We start from the raw sequence: 23,761 nt of genomic DNA, 5'->3' as shown, positions 1-23,761 counted from the left end.
CCCATTTTAAAGGGAAAAATAACGTATTACCCGATATCTTAATTTAAAAATTAAAGCACTTCTGCAACGTTTTTAGTAAAAGGCTGATAGCGCACTTGAAACATTTCTGAACGCTCAAATTGACTACCAATTCTTATATAACGCGTAACCGTCTGCACTCCTTCATCCGGCCCAATAGCTTGAATAAGAATGCCATTCCCAGTTAAAAGTTCCAAAAATTCTTTTGGATCATCGGAACGCGACGGCCAAATGAGAATACGATCAAATGACCCAAAACCTGCAACACCTCGACTACCGTCAATCTGCCGTACAACAATATTTTCAATCCCTAAAGCCTGAAATTTTTGCTGTGCTAAATTGACGAGCGTTTTATAACGATCCACTGTTGTTACACGATCACTGAGACACGCCATAAGAGCCGTACAAAAACCGGAACCTGTGCCAATTTCTAAAACACGATGCTTTTTTTTTAATAATAATGCAAAAAGAATTAAAAGCTGTTCTTCCAAACGTTCTATATATTCGCCGCATTCAATGGGGATAATTTTATTCTCGTAAGCACTATTAAGCCAAGGAGCGGCAACAAAATGCTGACGCGGGATTTTCTCAAATGCCGCAAAAAAGCGTACATCATCGATTCCTTTACTGCGCATTTTCAGCACAAGACTCGCCAATTCCTCACGAAATTGTAAAGTGCCCTTCCGCTCCATGACGTTATTCAACCTTTAATGCAGTGGTCGTTATATCGCATATAATGTATTATTTCTTCAAAAACAGAGAAACTTCGCACATAAACACCACCAGTAATCAACGACGGATGCATATCAGTTTTCCTTTTGTAAAATTAAGCTGTAATACGGCTCATTCCCTTCATATAAGGCTGCAAAACATCTGGGATAATAATTGATCCGTCGGCCTGCTGATAATTCTCAAGAATCGCAATAAGGCAACGACCAACAGCCGTACCAGAGCCATTCGCGCTGTGAACAAAGTGCAGCGCTTTTTCATCTCCTTTACGATACCGAGAATTCATGCGTCGCCCCTGAAAATCACCGCAAACTGAACAGCTCGAAATTTCACGATAGCTCCCCTGACCTGGGAGCCAAACCTCGATGTCGTAAGTCTTACGCGCAGCAAATCCCATATCACCAGTAGAAAGAACTACAGTACGGAAAGGTAAACCAAGTCGCTTCAGCACATTTTCTGCACATCCTGTCATACGTTCCAATTCAACTAAAGACTGCTCTTCGGTGGTAATTGATACCATTTCCACCTTCCAAAATTGGTGTTGACGCAACATACCACGTGTATCACGGCCAGCAGATCCTGCCTCTGAACGAAAACAAGGGGTGAGCGAAGAAAACCGCAGCGGTAAATTTGAATCATCAAGAATTTCGTTATTAACCAAATTAGTTAACGGCACCTCTGCCGTAGAAATAAGCCACCGACCATCTGTGGTCCGAAAAAGATCGTCAGCAAATTTTGGTAATTGCGCTGTTCCATAAACAATTTCATCACGCACAAGAAGAGGTACAGAAACTTCTTCGTAACCATGTTCATCAACATGTATATCAAGCATAAACTGGCCTAACGCGCGCTCAAGACGCGCTAATGCCCCCGAAAGCACCGTAAAACGCGCGCCAGATAAACGACTTGCTCGTTCAAAGTCCATCTGTCTTAAGCCCTGGCCTAGATCAAAATGCTCCTTCGGCACGAAATCAAATACTGTAGGCGTCCCAAAATGCCGAATGACAACATTATCACTTTCGTCTTTACCTTCTGGAACATCATCTAACGGAATATTCGGGATAGCGGCAAGAGCTCTCTCCAAATTTTCAGTTAGTTGTCTTTCTTCTGCTACAGCAGAAGAAAGGAATTCTTTAATTTCTTCAACTTCAGTTTTAATGCGCTCGGCCATTTTTTGATCACATGCGGCTAAAGCCTGCCCTATTTCCTTCGACGCTACGTTGCGACGCTCCTGCGCACATTGCACTTTAGCGACATGCGACCGCCGTTCAAGATCAAGTGTTATCAATTTTTGGGCTTGCGGTTCAATACCCCTGCTCGCTAGCGCCACATCTAATTTTTCGGGGTTTTCGCGGATCCATTTAATATCAAGCATCAAAATTCCTCATTTGCATCATTCTTATTAGTCTTTATAGCACAAAATGTGAGCTTCCATTAAAAGGCTCCCTCTTTTTGTCCCAGATAGCGGGTAATCAACGCCGAGGCCTTGTCTCGTAAAATACCGTCGTTGGCAGAGAGGCTGTAAAAGTGGTAAAAAATTTGATTGCACCACTCATAGTTGGAACTACGACAAAAATAAGTACACCCCATTTTCGCTTGGATATTAACAGTTGAGGCATCGGCGGTCCAACTTTCGTTAGAGGATTCATAATGGATGGTAATTGAATAATTAAACTAAAAGATACTATAAAGCTCAGATAACCTGAGCTACAAATTATAAACTTTATCCTAGAATAAAATCTAGTAAAAATTGCTTTAAAACGTTAAACTAAAGCATCATTAGTTCTAGTAGACCGTGAACGAATGTTCCCCCGACAAAAAACGGTATCGGCGGAGTAGTTAGAAATGGCAAGAAAGCTAAGCACTCACTTCTATAAAGCCGTGTGGAAAAATAGCAAAACAGCTCACCAAAGGTAGAAAGTTTCATATTTACCGAAAATATTTCCTGTACTTGTGTTGACCGTAAATAAATATTTGCGAACTCATCCCCTGATATTTTAATAGCCCATCGATATTAGGCCGTATCAGAAAATTCAAAATACAGTCTCAGACAAAAACCCCACGATAAAATATAATTAGAGCAGTGATAATTTGCTGATACAGTTTAATTAAATGAAAACCAAAAACAGCACCACCTCAGCCTCAATTTCTTCTTCTTCGGAATTTATGGTGTATTTTCCTATTTTTAAAAATAGCGCGGATGCCTTTATAGCAAAGCTTTGTTAATATAAGAGTCGCTGGCCTACATAAAAAGAGACTTGGTGGGTGACCATATATATGATAGAGCTTTTCTATGAATTATCGGCATATTTATCATGCTGGCAATTTTGCTGATGTTTTTAAACACATTATTGTCACCCGCATCGTAGAATATCTCAAGCGCAAAGAAAAAGCTTTTCGCGTTATAGATACGCATGCGGGCGTCGGATTTTACGATCTTTCTTCCTCAGAAGCACTTAAAACAGGAGAATGGCGTGAGGGTATCGGGCAGTTTTTGTCGGCCCCTATCCCAGAAGACCTGAAAACACTTCTTTATCCGTGGTACAATGTCATCGATGAGATTAATAAGCATAACAAAGAAGTCGTGCTTTATCCAGGATCGCCTATCCTTATTCGCCGATTATTACGCAAACAAGATCGGCTAACTGCTATTGAATTACACCGTGAAGATTATCAAACTTTAGCAAGCAACTTCGCTGGTGACTACCAAACGAAAGTCATACATCTGGACGGTTGGTTATCTTTAAATTCGCACCTTCCACCAAAAGAAAAACGCGGTCTTATACTCATTGATCCTTCTTTCGAAAAACCTGATGAATTTTCCCGCCTTATTAAGTGGGTGGTAAAAGCATACCGACGCTTCCCAGGCGGTATTTACGCTTTATGGTATCCTGTTAAACACGACAAAGAAATTAATAATTTCCTTTACACACTGATTCAGACAAAAATCCCCAAAATTTTGCAACTTGAAATGCACATCCGAAAAAGTTCAATACCACCTACAATGAATGGAAGCGGTATGATCGTGATAAATCCCCCTTACCTTCTTGAAGAAGAAATAGAAAAGCTTACACCTCTCCTCGTTACACGTCTTGGGAAAAATAAAAACGCACAAATCATTCATAAATGGATCCAGGAGGATATACCGAAGCATTCTCCCTAATTTCTTCCTATTTTAAAACCAAAACGCCTTGCATTGTAAATCTAAAGCGTCAAATTCACTGTTTTTTAAGGTAATTATCAGTCAGAAACGCTTATCATAACCAGTAACACAAATTTGATTTTTTCCTAATGAAGCCAGCTCTTGGCCTAATCATCAGAATTTCCACTGAAACTGTGTCGCTCACTAATGTTAAAAAGCTTAAAAATTGGCGTATAGAAGCGTCTTTGTGATTTTTAATTAAAAGTAATAGCTCAAAAATCATAGAATCCGGCGCCATAATGCATTATTTAAGAAGAAAAATATATACATATACACCTATCATACTTAGTGAAAAATGATACCTCATGTAGAAGACGCAAAATATTGCGGGATAAACTAATGACCCCGAAAGACAATATGCCCTATCTCGTAAATAAAAGAGGCAACTTATCTTTTTTGTCCAACGTCGTGTGGGACAATGCCGACCAAGAAGACGGTGATAACAAATTCAAAGGCGTGGTACTCATACAACAATTCGTCAAACATCTCCCTCATAAACCGGGAGTTTACCGGATGTTGGACGAAAACGGTAATATTCTTTATATTGGCAAGGCACGTAATCTAAAAAAACGCGTCGCGAACTATACCCGAGAACAGGGACATAATAACCGTATTACTAGCATGATTCGCTCGACATATCATATGGAATTCGTCGTTACCCACACGGAAACAGAAGCCTTACTTCTAGAAGCCAATTTAATCAAAAGGTTGCATCCACGCTTTAATATATTATTGCGCGATGATAAAAGCTTCCCTTATATTATTATCACCGATGATCACCCCGCGCCCGCGCTTTACAAACATCGCGGTGCTCGGACGCGAAAAGCCCGTTATTTTGGTCCTTTTGCCTCTTCTGAAGCTGTTACACAAACAATCAACGTTTTACAGCGCGCCTTTTTATTACGGACCTGCACCGATTCTGTTCTTGAAAACCGCACACGACCTTGCTTGCTTTATCAAATCAAGCGGTGCTCCGCTCCTTGCACACACGAAATAAGTGAAAGCGATTATATAGAGCTAGTAAAAAAAGCAGAAGCTTTCCTTTCTGGAAAAAGCCAATCCATTAAAAATGATATGGCCCATGCCATGCGTGAAGCTGCAAAAAATCTCGATTTTGAACAAGCAGCAGCTTACCGCGACCGTTTATCAGCCCTTTCTCATATACAAAGCTCTCAAGGTATTAATCCTCAAACAGTAGAAGAAGCAGACGTATTTGCAATCGCACAGCAGGGAGGGATGACCTGTATACAAGTATTTTTTTTTCGTATGGGGCAAAACTGGGGAAATCGAGCTTATTTTCCTAAAGCAGATCTGTCTTTCCCTAGCGCTGAGATTTTGTCAAGTTTTATTGCGCAATTCTACGATGACAAACCGGTCCCAAAGCTCATCCTTCTGTCTGAAGAAATTAAAGAAAAATCACTTTTAACGGAAGCATTAAAGCTGAAAACAAACCAAAAAATATCCGTATCTCTACCAAAACAAAGAGAACGGAAAGCTCTCGTATACTACGCTTACACCAATGCTCTTGAAGCACTCGCGCGTAAGCTTGCGGAGACATCGACCTACGCAACACTTCTTCAAAGCGTCGCCAAAACATTCCAGCTGTCGCGTACCCCGCGCCGCATCGAAGTCTATGACAATTCACATATTATGGGCACAAATGCAGTAGGAGCGATGATCGTTGCTGGCCAGACAGGATTCATTAAAAATCAATATCGCAAATTCAATATCCGTTCAACTACTATTACGCCTGGTAACGATTTAGGCATGATGCAAGAAGTTATTGAACGAAGATTCTCGCGCCTCATCAAAATGCACGGTCTCCCTAAAAAAAAAGATATAAAAACTAAAAGCTCAGATTCTCTTCCTATTTGGCCTGATCTTATATTAATTGACGGTGGTGCGGGACAAATAAACACTGTGCAAGCAACATTATCTGCCTTAGGGCTAGAGGGTCTTATCACGGCGGTTGGTATAGCGAAAGGCGCTGACCGTGATGCAGGCCGTGAACGGTTTTTTGTAAAAGGAAGATCACCCTTTACACTTCCACCCCGCGACCCTGTTCTTTATTTTTTACAGCGCCTGCGCGATGAAGCGCACCGTTTTGCAATTGGAACTCACAAAATAAAACGAAAAAAAGAAACCTTTAAAAATCCACTTGACGAGATTAAAAATGTAGGACCAACAAGAAAACGCGCTTTATTAAATTATTTCGGAAGCGTCAAAGCTATCTCTGGCGCCCCCGTCGAAGATTTAGCGAAAGTCTCGGGTATTTCCACCGCAATTGCGCAAAAAATCTATAATTATTTTAACGAAAAATAAGGCTTGTTTCATGATCTTCGCCTTGTTACGTTCGCGGGATATGCTATGCTCCGCAAAGGATTGAAAATGACCCTATGAAAAATCATACTTTTTCCTTCCCTAATATTCTAACTTACGCGCGGATTGCTGCTGTTCCTTTAGTAGTAGCGTGCTTCTTTTTAGAAGGGCGATTACAATCAAGTGATATTGCGCGTTTAATGTCCGCTTCTATTTTTATAATCGCGTCCGTTACCGACTTTTTGGATGGCTACCTTGCCCGTATTTGGAAACAAACATCCAACATTGGCCGCATGTTGGACCCAATTGCAGATAAGCTCCTTGTCTCCGCCTGCTTGCTGCTGCTCGCCGCAGATAGTACTATCGCCGGATGGTCCCTTTGGGCCGCTATAATTATTCTTTGCCGAGAAATTCTTGTGTCAGGACTACGTGAATATTTAGCTGAGCTAAAAGTAAGTGTTCCCGTCTCTCGTCTTGCAAAATGGAAAACTTCCGTGCAAATGGTAGCTATTGTATTCCTCTTAACAGGACCGGCTGGTAATAAAATTATCCCTTACATAACGGAATTTGGTATAATTATGCTGTGGATTTCAGCCCTTCTCACATTGTGGACAGGATGGGACTATTTCCGTGCAGGCTTAAAACACGTCATTACATGATGGACATAATGAGGTCGCGCTTTTTTCCTATTATCGGTCGTTGAAAACGCCCGATAATAGCGCTGATTTTGAATCGTTTCTGAGTGTTAATGACAAAATTGTGAGGCCGTGCAAATAACGTCGTGCTGATTTTATCGGCTATAGCAAAAAATCACTCCTGCTATTAAGTGGGCAAATAGGCAGTTAGGTCAGAAAATATCTCACAAAAGGCCCCCGGGGTGCGCGCGTTCTTTAACAAGAAAGCCTGCTACCTCACGGAAAAAATCGCCACCAAATACTGTCCCGGAATCTTTTACTTCCCGCACACATTAAAATTAACCAACAATTTCGATATCGGAAAACCAGTAGGCTATTTCTATTTTTGCGGACTCAGCGCTATCTGAGCCGTGAACGGAGTTTTCGCTAATCGACAAAGCGTGTACTTTACGAATTGTCCCTTCCTTTGCATCAGCAGGATCCGTAGCGCCCATCACCTCACGGTTTTTAGTGATAGCACTTTCACCTTCCAAAACCTGCACAACAGTTGGACCCGAAGACATAAATTCTACTAGCTCTGCAAAAAACGGACGCCCTTTATGGACCGCGTAAAATCCCTCAGCTTCATTCTGGCTCATCCATATACGCTTAGATGCGACAACACGTAAACCCGCATCCTCGAGCATCTTTGTAATTGCCCCCGTCAAATTACGACGCGTCGCGTCTGGTTTAATCATAGAAAAAGTACGTTCCACAGCCATATGATTACCTATTTCATTTACAAAATCGTCTCGTTTCTTTATAACTTGCAAAGCGTCTTTTGCCAAGTAAGTACAGACAATCTTTCTTAATTTTTGAGATTCTATGATTTTTTTTAATATAGCTGACCTTAAGCAAATAAAATATTGGCAGCTTACTTATCTGATTGCTATGGCTTCCTCCTTTTCGAAGGTTAAGCGCGTTTACGCATAGTTAAAATCACGCGGAGAGAACTTTTCCCTATGTTGATGATCAACGATATCACAATACGAATGAGTGGGCGTCTCCTAATTGACCGCGCTAATATCGCACTTCCTGCCGGCTCAAAAACTGGGCTTGTTGGCCATAATGGCACCGGAAAATCAACACTTTTTCGCGCAATTATAGGTGATATTTTCCCCGACAGCGGCAATATTACCATGCCGCAAAATACACAAATTGGTCAAGTCCTCCAAGAAGCCCCGGCGGTCGAACAATCTTTGCTCGACCTTGTTTTAACAGCGCACAAAGAACGCTCCGACCTTCTACGTGAAGCAAAAACAGAGACTGACCCTGCGCGTATTGCCGCTATTCACGCACGCTTAACTGATATCGGTGCCCATACCGCAGAAGCACGTGCTAGCAAAATCCTTTCTGGTTTAGGATTTGATTCTCACGCACAACAACGGCCAAGCTCATCTTTTTCTGGTGGATGGCGCATGCGAATTGCGTTAGCGGCTGTACTTTTTACCGAACCCGACCTTCTGCTTCTCGACGAACCAACAAATTATCTCGATATTGAGGGCACCCTATGGCTCATCGACTATATACGCCTGTACCCCCGCACAGCCATTATAATTAGCCATGACCGCAATCTTTTAAATAGCACAGTCGATTTTATTATGCATCTTGAAGATCATAAGCTTACCCTCTGGCGTGGTAATTATGACCAATTTGAGCAACAAAAATCCGAAGCTGTTAAAGTACAGAAAAAACAAACTGAAAAACGAGAAATACAACAAAAACATATACAAGACTTTGTCGCTCGTTTTCGCGCCCAAGCAAGCAAATCCCGACAGGCACAATCACGTCTTAAGGCACTCAAAAAACTTAAATCAATCACAATGTGGAGAGAAAAAAAGACTCAGCCTTTTATTTTTCCGGAAGCAGAAAAACCAGCAGCTTCACCCATCATCACATTATCAAATGTAAATGTTGGTTATGAATCAGGTAAACCAATTTTAAAACAACTGAATTTAAGAATTGATAATGACGACCGTATTGCGCTCTTAGGTTTAAACGGAAATGGTAAATCAACCTTCGCGAAATTGCTTGCCGGTCGTCTTAAATCAGAACAGGGCGAAATAACGCTCGCTCCCCACTTAAAAATTGCTTATTTTGCACAACATCAACTAGATAATCTTAGACCAGAAGAAGGTGCTGTAGACCACGTACGTCATTTAATGCCGGGAAAAACAGAAGTGCAAATACGCTCTGCAGTAGCACGTATGGGGCTATCAACAGAAAAAATGATGACAAAAGCTAAAGATCTTTCAGGAGGTGAAAAAGTACGCTTGCTTATGGGGCTTACCGTTTTTGAAGGCCCCCATCTTCTCATTTTTGACGAACCAACCAATCATCTCGACATTGATAGCCGCATGGAACTAACACATGCACTTAATCATTTTAACGGGGCGATTATACTAATTTCTCATGACCGCCACCTCATAGAAGCAACGATGAACCGCCTATGGTGTGTAAAAAACGAAACTGTACTTCCTTATGAAGGTGATATGGACGCCTACCATTCAGAGGTTATTGGCTCTTCTTCTTCCCAAAAAACGAAAGTTTCTTCTAAAAAACAACCCTCTCTTTCTAAAAATGCCCAACGAAAAATTAACGCTCAAAAGCGCTCCGATCTCGCACCATTACGCAAGCAAATTACCGAAATAGAAGCATTGATAGAGCATTTACACAAACATATCACACAGCTCGACGAAGAGCTAGTTTCTGCTTCTTTCAACGAGCGCCTTCCTGAAAAAGCGAAAGAGCGCGCAAAAACAACTAAAGCACTCGAAGAAGCCGAAGCACTCTGGTTTGCGTTATCCGACCAATATGAAACGCGGATGGTACAAAACTGAGCTATCATAATTCAAGTCTTATTTTTCCTCGTGCAAAAAAGTATATCTTTTCTTCATCCCTGGTTCTTTCTCTTATACTAATTAATTGAGTCAAATTACCCCCAATTAATTTCAAAACGGACCGAACTAAAGGCCTTTCTCCACTAAAAATGCAAAAACGCTTATATATCCTGCACTTGAAAAAAACGCCCCCCTTAACTCATCCGCCAAGGGGAGCGAAGTATAAAATGTAACGATATACACAACCCGCTACGATGAAGCGTAGCCCCAAAAACTATTCTCTAATCAGGAAACAGAAAAGCGCTTTACATTATTAGAAATTATAGCGAATGCCCAGGATACCTTGCAGAGATTGTTCAGTTTTATACCCCTTCATATAATGAGCTTCCGCATAAAATGTCAGCTTATCATGTAAAAAACCGCTCAAACCAACTCCTAACTTACCTACATCCCTAGATAAGTCAGTGGTAAATTTATGCACTTTGTTAATTACTGTATGATTATTATCGATATATTCACGTAACCAAGAAACTGTAGCGTAAGCCGTTAATGAAGTGTCTACGCCAAAGGTTAATTCATGCCCCACAGATAACCCAACTTCACTACGCAACGAAGCAGACGGCGCTATCTCACCTATCATACCATTGGAAAGTTTTAGCGTTTGACCTTCAACATGCGACCAAGTTAATTGTCCATAAGGCTGCATCCAAGTATCTTTTCCTGCATATAAACGGTAACCTGTCTCAAATGACGCACCTACCGCCCACTGATTGTAAGCCCCTTTTATCGGAAGTTTATTAGTTGAAATAGCCTTCAGATCATTTTGGTAATAATTATATTTCACGACGCTATCTAAATACCAACCATTATGATCAAAATAAGTCGCATAAGCTCCCACGCCATAAGTGCTCACATCACTAACACCGTCCCGCGCATGTACGATGCGCGCCTGATCATAACTGCCGAAGCCTCCAATATAAACCTCCCCACTCACAAATTCCCTTAAATGGCCTAAACCCAATATCACACCAGTCTGCTCAAGCTTAAAATGCGCGTGGCCTGCAGCAATTTGTTCTTTACTTTTAATCATAGAGGTCCACAGAGCTGTACCTTTCTTATTTTTATCCAAAATCCCCCTTCCAGAGCGCAAACTCTGCACCTCATTATGAAAAATAAGCCCGGTAGCCGCCGCCATAGATAACACCGCATCAGTGGATGGGGCCGTTAAAAGAAGAGAGACTCTTGGTTTTCCTAAGCTAGGATTCCAACCCTCTGGTGAAATGACCTGAACAGCCTCATGTTCTGGTCTCGAGACGCTTGAAGAAGCAGGAACCCGTAATCTCTGATTGACATTTCGAGCGGAACGGACCTGATGCTCCGTTTCACCGCTATTTGCGTCATCGGACACGACCATTACTGCATCATTTTTATCATCAGACAGATCTAATGTTCCATCACCGAACATAGCCACTGTCGCATCATCAGACATCAGCTCCGGATCGGACGCGACCATTGCTGCATCATTTTTATCATCAGACAGATCTAATGTTTCATCACCAAACACCACTGTCGCATCATCAGACATCAGCTTCGAATCGAACGCGACCATTACTGCATCATCTTTATCATCAGACATGAGCGCCGAAGAAGCAGAAACTTCCGGCCTTTTTAAACCGGACTCAAAAACATCTGCCCCATTAGCCCGACGTTCTAGAATCGAAGGCGAAACAGCTGAAAGATCAGCTATTTGCGTATCCTCAACCACGTGCCGACGAGAGCGACGCTGGCCCTGCTTCCAGCCATTATCTTCTTTACCATCAAATGAAATAGGTGAAAGACCACCAGGCGGCAAATGTGGACCAGGCTTATGCCTCGAAGGAACAGAAACACGCGGTTTATCTTTACGCCGAGATGGCTGATCTGGCTTTTGTTTCCAGCCATTATCTTCTCTACCATCAAATGAAATAGGCGAAAGGCCACCAGGCGGCAAATGTGGACCAGGCTTATGCCTCGAAGGAACAGAAACACGCGGTTTATCTTTACGCCGAGATGGCTGATCTGGCTTTTGTTTCCAGCCATTATCTTCTCTACCATCAAATGAAATAGGCGAAAGGCCACCAGGCGGCAAATGTGGACCAGGCTTATGCCTCGAAGGAACAGAAACACGCGGTTTATCTTTACGCCGAGATGGCTGATCTGGCTTTTGTTTCCAGCCATTATCTTCTCTACCATCAAATGAAATAGGCGAAAGGCCACCAGGCGGCAAATGTGGACCAGGCTTATGCCTCGAAGGAACAGAAACACGCGGTTTATCTTTACGCCGAGATGGCTGATCTGGCTTTTGTTTCCAGCCATTATCTTCTCTACCATCAAATGAAATAGGTGAAAGACCACCAGGCGGCAAATGTGGACCAGGCTTATGCCTCGAAGGAACAGAAACACGCGGCTGATCATTCACATGCCGAGGAGGACGACGCCGGCTTTGTTTCTGACCTTCATCACTAAACGAAATAAGCGAAGAACCACCCGGCAGCGAAGATGAAGAAGCAGAAACCTGCGGCCCCTTTTTCACTCTTCGTTGCGAAAAGCTTTCACCTGATTGGTGTGTTCCTTGAGCGCCTGTAGCAGCTACCAAATACCAAATTTTTCCTTCATTTTCTGTATCCCTTTTACGTTTGTGCGAAATTTTAGTCCTACTACGCAAAATATACATATAAGCCCCACTATCAATAGTGCTAATTTCCCCGCCAAGTGGGTTTTTTAGGGTAAAATTGGCTCCTCCGCTTCTATCAAAAATTAAATTGAGCTCAGAAACTAAACTGTGCTTCAGTGAGACAGAATCCGCTACCTCAATACCAGTATCAATGACGTTTATCGTGTGATTCCCCGACCCATTTTTAACAATAAGATAATCACTGCGGTGCCCACCGTAATTGATCCTAAAATTGAAATGCAAACTTCCTGAAAGATCGCCAACATAAAGTGTAGAGAAACGTTCATCATAGCCAACAGACTCAAAATTGACCGTCCCCCCGCCGCTTAATTTTTCAATGTCAAACCAAGAATTGTTTGCACCACTAAAAAATACCTCCTCATTAACTCGTCCGCTTAAAGGAATCTCCTCTTTTGTGCTATAAGGGGTATTATCGCCTGTAAAAAGGTGGAGCCCCCCCCCAGTATCAACCTTTATCCCTCCCCCTAATTTTGCGCCAGAAAATATCCATGAGTGTCCCCCATTCCCAATAGTTAACTCCTTGGTAAATCCACCGGAATATACTGCCTGCTTGCCCCCCTCTTTTACAATAACTCCTTCAGCCTTCCCCCCTTCAAAAATATTCTGCTGTCCCCCATCGTAGACTGTAGTATTTGACGCTGCACCACCGGGACGTCCATGCCTCCCAAAAACATTTTGCACCCCCCCCCGCCCAATATGCGCCCCCCAAGCTACCCCACTGTCATAGACATTCTGTTTTCCCTTTGTGCTTTCTGTGCCACTAACAAAATCCCCGTAAGACCCGCTATACTTACGAAAATTGCCTTCCTCAAAGCTGCTGAAAAAACCTCTTTCGCCGTGAATAAATTGCTCTCCTCCCTCAATCTTAGTGCCGGATGCCGACCCACCATCTTTAACAATCTGCTTACCGCCAGTATTAATAGTAGCGCTTGTTGAATACCCACCATGCTCAACTACTTCCACGCCGCCGTCACCGACCTTAGTGCCTCTGCTAAAAAGCGTCGTGATAAGTGAACGACCTTTCGATACTTCCTGATTAAGAGTCATAGAGTCGTACAATTTTTTAGTCATAAGACTGCTTGAAAGAGTAGATGAAGAGGATGAAAAATCGGTAGATTCCAAACCTCGAGTCACATGCCGAGAGGAACGCCCTCGATTCTTTTTATCATCTCTTCCTCCCGGGCTAACGACCAGAAAACTAATATCACTCGAGTGACCGCCGGACTCCCGGCCTCCTCCGCTTAATCGAGTCATAACATCATCAGGGAAAGGCGGCCGCGAAACTGATATCCGCGACAAATCTCTCAAACGCCCCGTCCTATTACCTGCCGCGGATAAATACCAAATTTTTTCACTGCCCTTTCCACCACTCCGCTGCGATAAGTTGTACATATAAGCCCCCCTATCAACAGCGCGTATACTGCCAGCGGAAGAACCTTCCAAAGTAAAATTAGCCCCCCCACTCCGATCAGTAATTAAATCAATCCCGAAAGGCGAACCGCTTACTTGAGAAAAAGAATTTGTAGCTTCAATACCAGTATCTACGACGCTTACCGTGTGATTACCTGCGCCTTTTTTGACAAAAAGATAATCCCCTCTACCTTCTCCGGCGTTAACCCTAAAATTAAAATGAGAGCTACCTGAAAGGTTATCGATATGAAGCTCAGAAAAGCGCCCATCAGGCCCCACGGAGCTAAAACTAATAGTACCCCCATCGCCATTTAAATTATCAATATTCACTCGAGAACTACTGTCATTAACAGAAAACACCTCCTCATTAGACCATCCGTTCTCCAAAGCGACCTCTCCTTTTGTTAAATGACCTCCATTACCACCTGTGAAAAGGTAAAGATGCCCTCCTTCGTTAATTTTTGTTGTCCCTCCTAATTTTGTGCTACTCTGCACCCACGAACTTCCTCCACTCTCAATCGTTAAATTTTCCGCGGACCCGCCGAGATATATAACCTGTTTACTTCCGTTCCCCAGCGTAACTGTGTTAGCACGCCCCCCTCCCCAAATATTCTGCCTCCCTCCTTCATAAACTACGGTATTCGACGCAGTACCGCCCAAATGTTCACCTGTTCCAAAAACATTTTGCACCCCTCCTGGACCGATACGCGTATCCCAAGACTCCCCACCATTGTATATATTTTGCTGTCCTGATACCCCACCATTACCATGAATTATAGCGCTACTGGACGCACTCTTCCTACGAAAACTATCTTCCTTAAACGCGCTGCTGGCACCATCTTCCTCATAAACAAACTGCGCGCCCCCTGTAATCCTAGGCCAGAATGAGTTTCCCCCATGCGTAACGATTTGCTTCATACCTTTTTTAATCTCAGAACCTACTGATACACCCCCGTTTTCGACTAATTCCACTGCGCCTCCATTACTCGCAGTTTTACCAAAAAATTTCACACCAAATGAGAAGTTTGCCGGTATTTTAGGTGCATTAGCCGGAAATTTTTCCACAAACTCCTCCACACTCATCCCAGCGCCCGCAGTTTGCACCAAAAAACTATTCATCATTAACACTGAAAAAATCAATTTGTACCGCACAGTCTATACTCCATCATCAAAAATGAGACGGACACCCCACGCCCGCTAAGCAGCGTGCCGTTTTTACATAGTAATATTTGTTGTTTGTATCATAATGTGTTTTATATTACAATATATCAATTTTAAATTAGCGATTATCAGGGTATATTTTGACAAATTGCCTATAATTATCGGAAAACAAAAACACAAATCGTATATTTTAAAAAACTGCAACAATAAACAAAAAGCCCCCGCATAAGCGAGATGCAAGACCGCTCCCACAGCCTGCGCGCGCGCTCTAAAAGCTGCCCCTCTATCATAAGGATCACCTTAAAAACAAGAAAACACGGGCATCTTAATCGAAAAATAAAAGATGATCACATTATTAGAAATTATAGCGAATGCCCAGGATACCTTGCAGAGATTGTTCAGTTTTATGCCCCTTCATATAATGAGCTTCCGCATAAAATGTCAGCTTATCATGTAAAAAACCGCTCAAACCAACTCCTAACTTACCTACATCCCTAGATAAGTCAGTGGTAAATTTATGCACTTTGTTAATTACTGTATGATTATTATCGATATATTCACGTAACCAAGAAACTGTAGCGTAAGCCGTTAATGAAGTGTCTACGCCAAAGGTTAATTCATGCCCCACAGATAACCCAACTTCACTACGCAACGAAGCAGACGGCGCTATCTCACCTATCATACCATTGGAAAGTTTTAGCGTTTGACCTTCAACATGCGACCAAGTTAATTGTCCATAAGGCTGCATCCAAGTATCTTTTCCTGCATATAAACGGTAACCTGTCTCAAATGACGCACCTACCGCCCACTGATTGTAAGCCCCTTTTATCGGAAGTTTATTAGTTGAAATAGCCTTCAGATCATTTTGGTAATAATTATATTTCACGACGCTATCTAAATACCAACCATTATGATCAAAATAAGTCGCATAAGCTCCCACGCCATAAGTGCTCACATCACTAACACCGTCCCGCGCATGTACGATGCGCGCCTGATCATAACTGCCGAAGCCTCCAATATAAACCTCCCCACTCACAAATTCCCTTAAATGGCCTAAACCCAATATCACACCAGTCTGCTCAAGCTTAAAATGCGCGTGGCCTGCAGCAATTTGTTCTTTACTTTTAATCATAGAGGTCCACAGAGCTGTACCTTTCTTATTTTTATCCAAAATCCCCTTCCAGAGCGCAAACTCTGCACCTCATTATGAAAAATAAGCCCGGTAGCCGCCGCCATAGATAACACCGCATCAGTGGATGGGGCCGTTAAAAGAAGAGAGACTCTTGGTTTTCCTAAGCTAGGATTCCAACCCTCTGGTGAAATGACCTGAACAGCCTCATGTTCTGGTCTCGAGACGCTTGAAGAAGCAGGAACCCGTAATCTCTGATTGACATTTCGAGCGGAACGGACCTGATGCTCCGTTTCACCGCTATTTGCGTCATCGGACACGACCATTACTGCATCATTTTTATTCATCAGACAGATCTAATGTTCCATCACCGAACACTAGCCACTGTCGCATCATCAGACATCAGCTCCGGATCGGACGCGACCATTGCTGCATCATTTTTATCATCAGACAGATCTAATGTTTCATCACCAAACACCACTGTCGCATCATCAGACATCAGCTTCGAATCGAACGCGACCATTACTGCATCATCTTTATCATCAGACATGAGCGCCGAAGAAGCAGAAACTTCCGGCCTTTTTAAACCGGACTCAAAAACATCTGCCCCATTAGCCCGACGTTCTAGAATCGAAGGTGAAACAGCTGAAAGATCAGTGACCTCTTCTTCCCTGATCACACGCCGACGAGAACGGCCTTGATTTTCTGACACATCAATAATCTCTGCTTCAACTGCAACAGCTGAAAGATCAGCTATTTGCGTATCCTCAACCACATGCCGACGAGAACGACGCTGGCCCTGACGCACAGACGTGCCTACATCTGCATCATCGACCGAAGCGACCAAAAGGCTAGAAATTTGTGCCTCATCAACCACATGTCGGGGAGGACGTCTTCGAGACTGCTTTTTACCGCTATCTTTACTAGAAGAAGGATTAGCGCTCTCCAATTTCCGGCTGACGCGCTGAGGAGGGCGTTTCTGACTTTTTGCACTACTACCTGAATTATCGAGCGAAGAAACTGTAAGACTCGAACCCTGCGGTCTCTTAACTATTTTCCGCGAAGTAAAAGAGGAATATTGAGATTCTCGGGAACTTGCTACAGCCAAATACCAAATTTTTCCCCTACTTTCTCTACCCTTTTTATTAGGCTTATGAGACATATCTTGATACTGCAAAATATATGTATAAGCCCCCGCATCAACACTATATATCTCATCACCGAAACTACCCTCCAGAAAAAAATTGGCCCCCCCACTTTTATCCATAATCAAATTGATCCCGGCGGCCAAACTGTTTTTCCGGGGAACGGGATTTTTTATTTCATCACCAGAATCAATGATCTTTATTGCGTGATTACCTGAACCACGTTTAATAACAAGATAATCACTATGATGCCCTGCAAAATCAACTCTAAAATTAAAAGACAAACGTCCTGAAAGATCATCAACCTTAAGCTGAGAAAAGCCCTTATTATAATCAACAGAATCAAAAATAATTCTCCCCCCCTCACCACTTAATTTTTTAACATCAAATCGAGAACTATTTTTACCACCACCATCGGAAAATACTGTCTCAGGAGGCTGCTCTTTTACAATAATTGTCTTACTTGCGACGTGAGGCGTATTATCTCCAGCAAACAAATGAAGATACCCTCCATCCTGAACCTCCATTGATCCTCCTAATTTTGCACCAGAAAACACCCATGAATGCCCCGCTTTCTTAACCGTCACATCCTCTGTAAATCCACCGAAATATACTACTTGCATCCCCCCTTTTTCTACAATAACTCCTCTGGCTTGCCCTCCTTCAAAAACATTCTGCCTCCCCCCATTATCAATCACGGTTTTCCATGCAATACTGGGATTTTTTATGCTCACTTGATAAAGATTTTGCACACCTCCTTCCCCAATTTTCGTCCCCCAAACCACTCCACCATCATATATATTTTGCTGTCCGTGCGTTCTATTATTACCATTAACCGAAGTGTTATAAGCTCCACTGCGTTTGCCGGAACTTCCTCCTCCCCTAACATCACCGAAAGAATCCTCTTCACTAAAAATAAACTGCGCACCACCGTTAATATTAGTATACCATGTGAATCCACCGCCCTTAACGACCTGTTTGCCACCAACATTAACAACTGCACCCATTGAGTATCCACCACTCTCGACAAACTCTATTCCGCTATCATTAATCTTAGTGCCATTACTCAAAGAATTCACAATGAGCAGATCTCCCCCTCCGATCACCTGATCATAAATCGTAGATTTCAACTTCTCTTCTATATTTTTATTTACAACCGTAAACACAGGAGATGAAAAACTAGGATTTCCTGAATTTGAAGCCAAATGCCGAGGAGTACGTTTTCGAGAATCCGCCTCTCCACCAGGTTGGACGGATAAAAAAATACTATCATCTAAAACAGGTGACTGCGGAACCGTACTTCGTGAAGGATGAGTCATACGGCCTGCCTCGCTGACACTCGCAGATAAATACCAAATTTTTTCCTTACCTGGTCCATTAATTCGCTGCTTGAGCTCATACATATAAGCCCCTAGATCAATAGCAGGCGCATTAGCAACGAAAAAACTCTTTAGAGAAAATTTAGCTCCTCCGCTCTCATCAGTAATCAAATCTAACGCAGAAACCCCAGTGCTTATTTGAGAAAAATGATTTGCAACTTCAATACCAGTATCAACAACGCTGACCGTATGATCACCCGCGCCTTCTTTAATAAAAAGGTAATCGCCGCCCCCTGCGCCAATATTAATTCTGAAATTAAAATGCAGCCCCCCTGAAAGTTGTATAACATGAAGCTTAGAAAAGCGCTTATCAGGACCAAAAGAGCCAAAACTAATAATACCTCCCTGTCCATTCAAATTCTCAATATCAAATCGAGAACTCCCACTATCAACGAAAAATACCTCTTCGCTTGCGCCTCCCCGCAAAGAAATTTTTTCTTTTCTAAAACGGCCTCCTGTAATACCACTATACAGATGAAGATGCCCGTTATTATCAACTTTTGTTGATCTCTCTAATTTCACACCATCGTATATCCACGAATGCCCTCCGTCCTCAATCGTTAAATTTTTCGCAGAGCCACCGAGATATATTACCTGCATAGCCCCCTTTTTTAAGGTAACATCATCGGCCTGTCCTTTCCCCCAAATATTTTGTCTCCCCTCATTGTAAACCGCGGTCTTTGACGCAACGCCGCCATTATAATACATGGATGCACCAAAAATATTTTGCACCCCTTGTGGCCCAATATGCGTGCCCCAAGCAAACCCATTATTATATATATTCTGCACCCCCAATGCCTCATCGTCACCATAAATTATAGTATCACTAGTCACAGAATCCCCGTAATTACTGCACTCCCCAGAACGATCAGTAAGACCATTTCCCTCAAAAACAAACTGTTCCCCCCCCATAATCACAGGCCATAACGACTTTCCCCCGCACATAACCGCTTGACTTCCACCTACTCCAACCTTGGCACCTGCAGATATTTTCTCTTTTTCGACTACCTCCACATCTCCATTCCCAACTGCGGTATTTCTAACAACAGGCCCTGACGCTACGAAGCCCTTTGACGTCTTCGGCCCATTAGCCTGCAATTCTTTTATAAATTCGCTAATGTCACCGCCAGCACTCGCAGCTTGCACCCAAAGACCACTCATCATTAATAGCGAAAAACTTGATTTATACCGCACAGTCTATACTCCATCATCAAAAATGAGATAGACACCCAACACCCGCTAAATAGCGTGCCATTATTTAATGTAACGTTTTCTGATTATATCATAATGTGTTTTATATTACAATACATCAATTACAATACGCCAATTTTTAATCAGCAACGCCGAAATAAACTTCTATAAACTACCGGTATATAAGGAAAATAAATAAAAAAACACAAATCGTATTTTTACTTCAAAAAAATCTGTGATAATAAAAAAAGCTCCCCGCTTACGCGAAGAGCAAAACCACCACCCCGACCACAGGGGCATTAAACTTCAAAGGCAGCCGCACCCCACCCCCTTAACCGAAAAACAAGATATAATCGCACCTTTAGAAATTATAGCGAACGCCCAAAATACCTTGAAGCGACTGTTTAATTTTACGGCCATTAAGATAACTAGCTTCTGCGTAAAGCACTAAATTATCACTAACAGAACCATTGAAACCAACACCTAATTTGGCCGCATCCCCAGACACGTCAGTGATAAATTTATTCTTTTTGTTAATGACAGTACGATTATCATCGACATGCTCATGTAACCAAGAGGCCGTCGCATAAGCTGTTAACGAAGAGCCTGCGCCAAAAATTAATTCACGCCCCACAGATACCCCCATTTCGCTGAGTAAAGAGGCATAAGAGTCTATATCGCCCGTCATACCATTAGAAAGTTCTATTTTTTGATCCTCAACATGCACCCCCGTTAATTTACCATGAGGCTGCACCCAAGTATTTTTAGCTACTTGAAAGCGATAACCTGCTTCAAGCGATCCACCCACTGCCCACTGACTATAATCCGCTTTCACAGCCAAATTATTAGTTGAAATAGCCCTCAGATCATTTTGGTAATAACTATATTTCACAACACCGTCTAAATACCAACCTTTATTATCAAAATAAGTCGCGTAAGCCCCCAGACTATAAACGTCCATATCGCTGACGCCACCTCGTTCGTGCGTAATACGTGCCTGGTCATAGCCAGTAAAACCGCCAACATAAAAATCTCCGTTTGCCAAATCCCTCGGCTGATCAAAACCGAACATTACGCCGGTCTGACCAAGCTTAAAATGCGTATGACCTGTAGCGACCCGCTCTCTGTTTTTAATTGCGCGGGCCCATAAAGCCGTATTTTTCTTATTTTTGTCTAAAATCCCTCTGCCGGTGCGCAAACTTTGCAACTCATTTTGAAAAATGAGCCCTGCAGCCGTCGCTACAGACAATACCGCATCAGTAGATGGAGTCGTCACCAGATCGGGAACTGGAAGATCCGGTTTATGGTCAGGATCATCGGATACAGGATCTGTGGATAAATACCAAATTTTCCCACCTTGATCTTTTCTTTGCCTCAAACCGTACACATAGGTCCCCCCGTCAACAGCATTAATTTTGACGCCGGAAAGACTCGTCAAAGTAAAATCAGCTCCCCCGCTTTTATCGGTAATTAAATCGCGACTTTTTTTGCTAGGATCTGTGATTTCAGCACCAGAATCACTGACACTAATTGTATGATCACCTTCACCTTTATCGACGAAAAGATAATCGCCACGATCACCTGCAATATCCGTACGAAATACGAAATGTAAATTACCTGACAGATCCTCAACATAAAGCTGAGAATAATGTTCATCGCTCCCACTCGAGATAAACTGAACCTCCCCTATGCCGCTTAACTTCTTAACCAAAGAACCATTTGTATCATTCTCCGTGCCGACAGAGAATAACGTCGAATTCCTCCCATTCAAAGCAATATGCTCTGCTACAGCGCGATTTTTTTCATCTGCGGCATAAATACTAACCCGCCCGAAATTATCGACTTCCGTGTCTCCTTCCAACACCGCGGTTTTATACAGCCACGATTGCGCTCTATCCTTGATTGTTACATTAACTGCGTATCCCCCCTCATGTATCACCTGGACAGCGGCCCCGCTTAAAGCAACACTAAGAGCCCCCCCCCCCTTTCCGATATGCTGCCTACCCTGACCAAAAATTTCTGTATTTATCACAAAACTCTCCTCAGCCTGATTTGCCGCGCCCATATTAACAGTCTGCAACCCCCCGCTCATAACCTTCGTATTCGCAGCTATCCCGCCACCATATACCTGCTGCTGTCCCAACGTCCCATCTTCGTCACTGTAAATTACAGCGGAATTAGCACTACTTTCCACCTCTTTTCCCTGAACATTCCCTTTTCCTGAAACAGTCTGTATGCCTCCATAAATTTTAGCACCGTCAGACCTTCCTCCTTCTTTGACCATTTGCTGCCCGCCCTTCTGTACAATAGCACCCAGCGAAGAACCTTGTTTGGCGTCACCCGCTTCAATGATCTCAATGCCGCCATTCTTAATTACCGTGCCCTCACTAAAGCCACCTTTCTGCACATAAAGCACTCCCCCATCTCGGACCTCATTATTAGAAGACACCCCCGGACTCCCCGTGGTCCCATCATTTAAGATATACGTTTTATCACCAGCACCGATCAAAGAATCTCGCAAAACCGCCCCATCGCGAATATAAACGAGCGCTCTGTCAGCGCCGGCGAGGAACCCAAAATGCTCTAATTCACCATACGGCGATACCGTAATCTCGGTACCCATATCCATTCTTCGGACCTTTACGCACCCCTCTTCGCCCGTATTTTCTCTTTGTAACAGCCCGCTACGCTCCACTTGTTGCAGCTGACCCTCAAGTGCGTCTATACTTACCCTGTCTATACCCGAAAAATGACAAAGAGACTGCATTTTGGCCCCTAGACCACCATCAGCCCCCTTTGCATTTATACCTCCCGCTTTCACATTCGCGCTCGCCGCTTGAACGAGGCAGCTCCCTATCATGAGAGCCCAATAACCCGATTTCCACTTATATTGCATAACTCTACCCTTCATCATCCAAGCTTGACCAAATTTTTCGACCAAAACGTTGGATGTAGATAGCTCTGCAAAATCAGATTTCAATTATTGATTGTAAAATTTAATGAAACACTTTATAATAGCAAAAGCAACGCCAAATTATAAGAAGCAACAACACTGAGAAAAACTTATATCACTGAAAAAATACGCACTTCCTCAAGAATACTTGTTGGGTGGAAAACGGGGTGCGTGACGGCCTGACATATAATTGCCGTGCGCGCTTACAACTCGCTCGTAAAAAAAAGATAAAGGGCAGCTATGGCCTCCCCCCGTAATTATCTTTAACCCTTATAAAATATGCAAATATGATAACATCCCCTCAAATTACGCAGAGAAATAAGGTAGCAGATGCACCGCCAAAAATCGCAGAAAATGCCCTAATAGCTTGGAGAAGGAGGAGCTCTTTAGCCTCATGAACCTCAAGGCCACAGGTCAACCTGCAAAACGTTAATGTTTTCCTGTTAGATATTGTGTGTGCTTGAACGCGAAAATATAATCGATAACGGGGTGCACTCAAATTACATGTGCAAAATTTCAACAGTTTAATGATACGGAGCGCTAAAGATCAAACGTTAATAAAATACAAATACTGTTTTTAAAGGAAGATTACAATAACCTGATATAAAAAAGTTGCGCCGTTTGCGCAGAATATGTTACCACATTTTGCATCTTTAAGAGCGATGTTTTTTTCGTATTTGGCTCGGATATTGAATTTAACGAGAGGTTATTTTAGATATCAGCGGTGTATCCCTCACACTTAACGGTGCCCCGTTATCACGGTGGTGCAATCGCAAAAATAGCAACGAGACTGGTTCGATGCCAGGAAGTTTTTATAATTAAAATGTCAGTTTTGTCACTTATTTATTATAATTTTATCATAATAATGAAAGGAAGC

10 protein-coding genes and 1 pseudogene are annotated in these 23,761 nt (G+C 42.7%); 4 read left to right on the top strand and 7 right to left on the bottom strand.

Annotated features, from left to right (window positions below):
• Positions 1-50 precede the first annotated feature (50 nt).
• Positions 51-710 carry a protein-L-isoaspartate(D-aspartate) O-methyltransferase gene (locus BANH1_RS02560; RefSeq protein WP_015397873.1) on the bottom strand — a complete coding sequence of 220 codons (660 nt, stop codon included), beginning with the start codon at positions 708-710 and terminating at the stop codon, positions 51-53.
• Between the two features lie 134 nt (positions 711-844).
• On the bottom strand, positions 845-2,122 hold the full coding sequence (serS, locus tag BANH1_RS02555; RefSeq protein ID WP_015397872.1) for a serine--tRNA ligase: 1,278 nt from the start codon (positions 2,120-2,122) through the stop codon (positions 845-847).
• 918 nt (positions 2,123-3,040) lie between these two features.
• Between serS and BANH1_RS02550 the strand changes: the two genes are divergently transcribed.
• The 3 genes from BANH1_RS02550 to pgsA all read left to right on the top strand — a co-directional run bounded on the left by BANH1_RS02550 (position 3,041) and on the right by pgsA (position 6,927).
• On the top strand, positions 3,041-3,910 hold the full coding sequence (locus BANH1_RS02550; RefSeq protein WP_015397871.1) for a 23S rRNA (adenine(2030)-N(6))-methyltransferase RlmJ: 870 nt from the start codon (positions 3,041-3,043) through the stop codon (positions 3,908-3,910).
• Between the two features lie 378 nt (positions 3,911-4,288).
• Positions 4,289-6,271, top strand: a complete 1,983-nt coding sequence (gene uvrC, locus BANH1_RS02545; protein WP_015397870.1) for an excinuclease ABC subunit UvrC — start codon at positions 4,289-4,291, stop codon at positions 6,269-6,271.
• Between the two features lie 74 nt (positions 6,272-6,345).
• Positions 6,346-6,927 (top strand): CDP-diacylglycerol--glycerol-3-phosphate 3-phosphatidyltransferase, encoded by a 582-nt coding sequence (gene pgsA / locus BANH1_RS02540; RefSeq protein WP_015397869.1) that lies wholly within the window; start codon positions 6,346-6,348, stop codon positions 6,925-6,927.
• Between the two features lie 314 nt (positions 6,928-7,241).
• Here the strand turns inward: pgsA and ndk are convergent, their stop codons facing one another.
• Positions 7,242-7,664 carry a nucleoside-diphosphate kinase gene (gene ndk / locus BANH1_RS02535; protein ID WP_015397868.1) on the bottom strand — a complete coding sequence of 141 codons (423 nt, stop codon included), beginning with the start codon at positions 7,662-7,664 and terminating at the stop codon, positions 7,242-7,244.
• 240 nt (positions 7,665-7,904) lie between these two features.
• Between ndk and BANH1_RS02530 the strand changes: the two genes are divergently transcribed.
• The gene (locus BANH1_RS02530; protein ID WP_015397867.1) at positions 7,905-9,782 is read left to right on the top strand and encodes an ABC-F family ATP-binding cassette domain-containing protein; all 1,878 of its coding nucleotides are present in this window, start codon (positions 7,905-7,907) and stop codon (positions 9,780-9,782) included.
• A gap of 313 nt (positions 9,783-10,095) precedes the next feature.
• Here BANH1_RS02530 and BANH1_RS07045 read toward each other — a convergent pair whose 3' ends face one another.
• The 4 genes and pseudogenes from BANH1_RS07045 to bafA all read right to left on the bottom strand — a co-directional run bounded on the left by BANH1_RS07045 (position 10,096) and on the right by bafA (position 22,827).
• Entirely contained in the window at positions 10,096-15,078 is a 4,983-nt protein-coding gene (locus BANH1_RS07045; RefSeq protein ID WP_015397866.1) for an autotransporter outer membrane beta-barrel domain-containing protein, read from the bottom strand.
• A 364-nt stretch (positions 15,079-15,442) separates the two neighbouring features.
• Positions 15,443-16,368, bottom strand: a pseudogene (locus BANH1_RS02520) (autotransporter outer membrane beta-barrel domain-containing protein); the annotation flags it as partial.
• A 215-nt stretch (positions 16,369-16,583) separates the two neighbouring features.
• The gene (locus BANH1_RS02515; protein WP_015397865.1) at positions 16,584-19,934 is read right to left on the bottom strand and encodes a pertactin-like passenger domain-containing protein; all 3,351 of its coding nucleotides are present in this window, start codon (positions 19,932-19,934) and stop codon (positions 16,584-16,586) included.
• Positions 19,935-20,292: 358 nt separating this feature from the next.
• Positions 20,293-22,827 (bottom strand): BafA family autotransporter, encoded by a 2,535-nt coding sequence (gene bafA, locus BANH1_RS02510; RefSeq protein WP_015397864.1) that lies wholly within the window; start codon positions 22,825-22,827, stop codon positions 20,293-20,295.
• Between the last annotated feature and the right edge of the window lie 934 nt (positions 22,828-23,761).

Origin of the sequence: Bartonella australis AUST/NH1 (genome assembly GCF_000341355.1) — a bacterium.
Taxonomy (GTDB): domain Bacteria; phylum Pseudomonadota; class Alphaproteobacteria; order Rhizobiales; family Rhizobiaceae; genus Bartonella; species Bartonella australis.
The sequence above is the reverse complement of the archived record's forward strand: the minus strand, read 5'-3'. Positions and strand labels throughout refer to the sequence as shown.

Bases quoted from the DNA above. Each gene is read 5' to 3' on its own strand.
- serS (WP_015397872.1), bottom strand. From the start codon at position 2,122: ATGCTTGATATTAAATGGATCCGCGAAAACCCCGAAAAATTAGATGTG.
- BANH1_RS02560 (WP_015397873.1), bottom strand. From the start codon at position 710: ATGGAGCGGAAGGGCACTTTACAATTTCGTGAGGAATTGGCGAGTCTT.
- BANH1_RS02550 (WP_015397871.1), top strand. From the start codon at position 3,041: ATGAATTATCGGCATATTTATCATGCTGGCAATTTTGCTGATGTTTTT.
- ndk (WP_015397868.1), bottom strand. From the start codon at position 7,664: ATGGCTGTGGAACGTACTTTTTCTATGATTAAACCAGACGCGACGCGT.
- uvrC (WP_015397870.1), top strand. From the start codon at position 4,289: ATGACCCCGAAAGACAATATGCCCTATCTCGTAAATAAAAGAGGCAAC.
- bafA (WP_015397864.1), bottom strand. From the start codon at position 22,827: ATGCAATATAAGTGGAAATCGGGTTATTGGGCTCTCATGATAGGGAGC.
- pgsA (WP_015397869.1), top strand. From the start codon at position 6,346: ATGAAAAATCATACTTTTTCCTTCCCTAATATTCTAACTTACGCGCGG.
- BANH1_RS02530 (WP_015397867.1), top strand. From the start codon at position 7,905: ATGTTGATGATCAACGATATCACAATACGAATGAGTGGGCGTCTCCTA.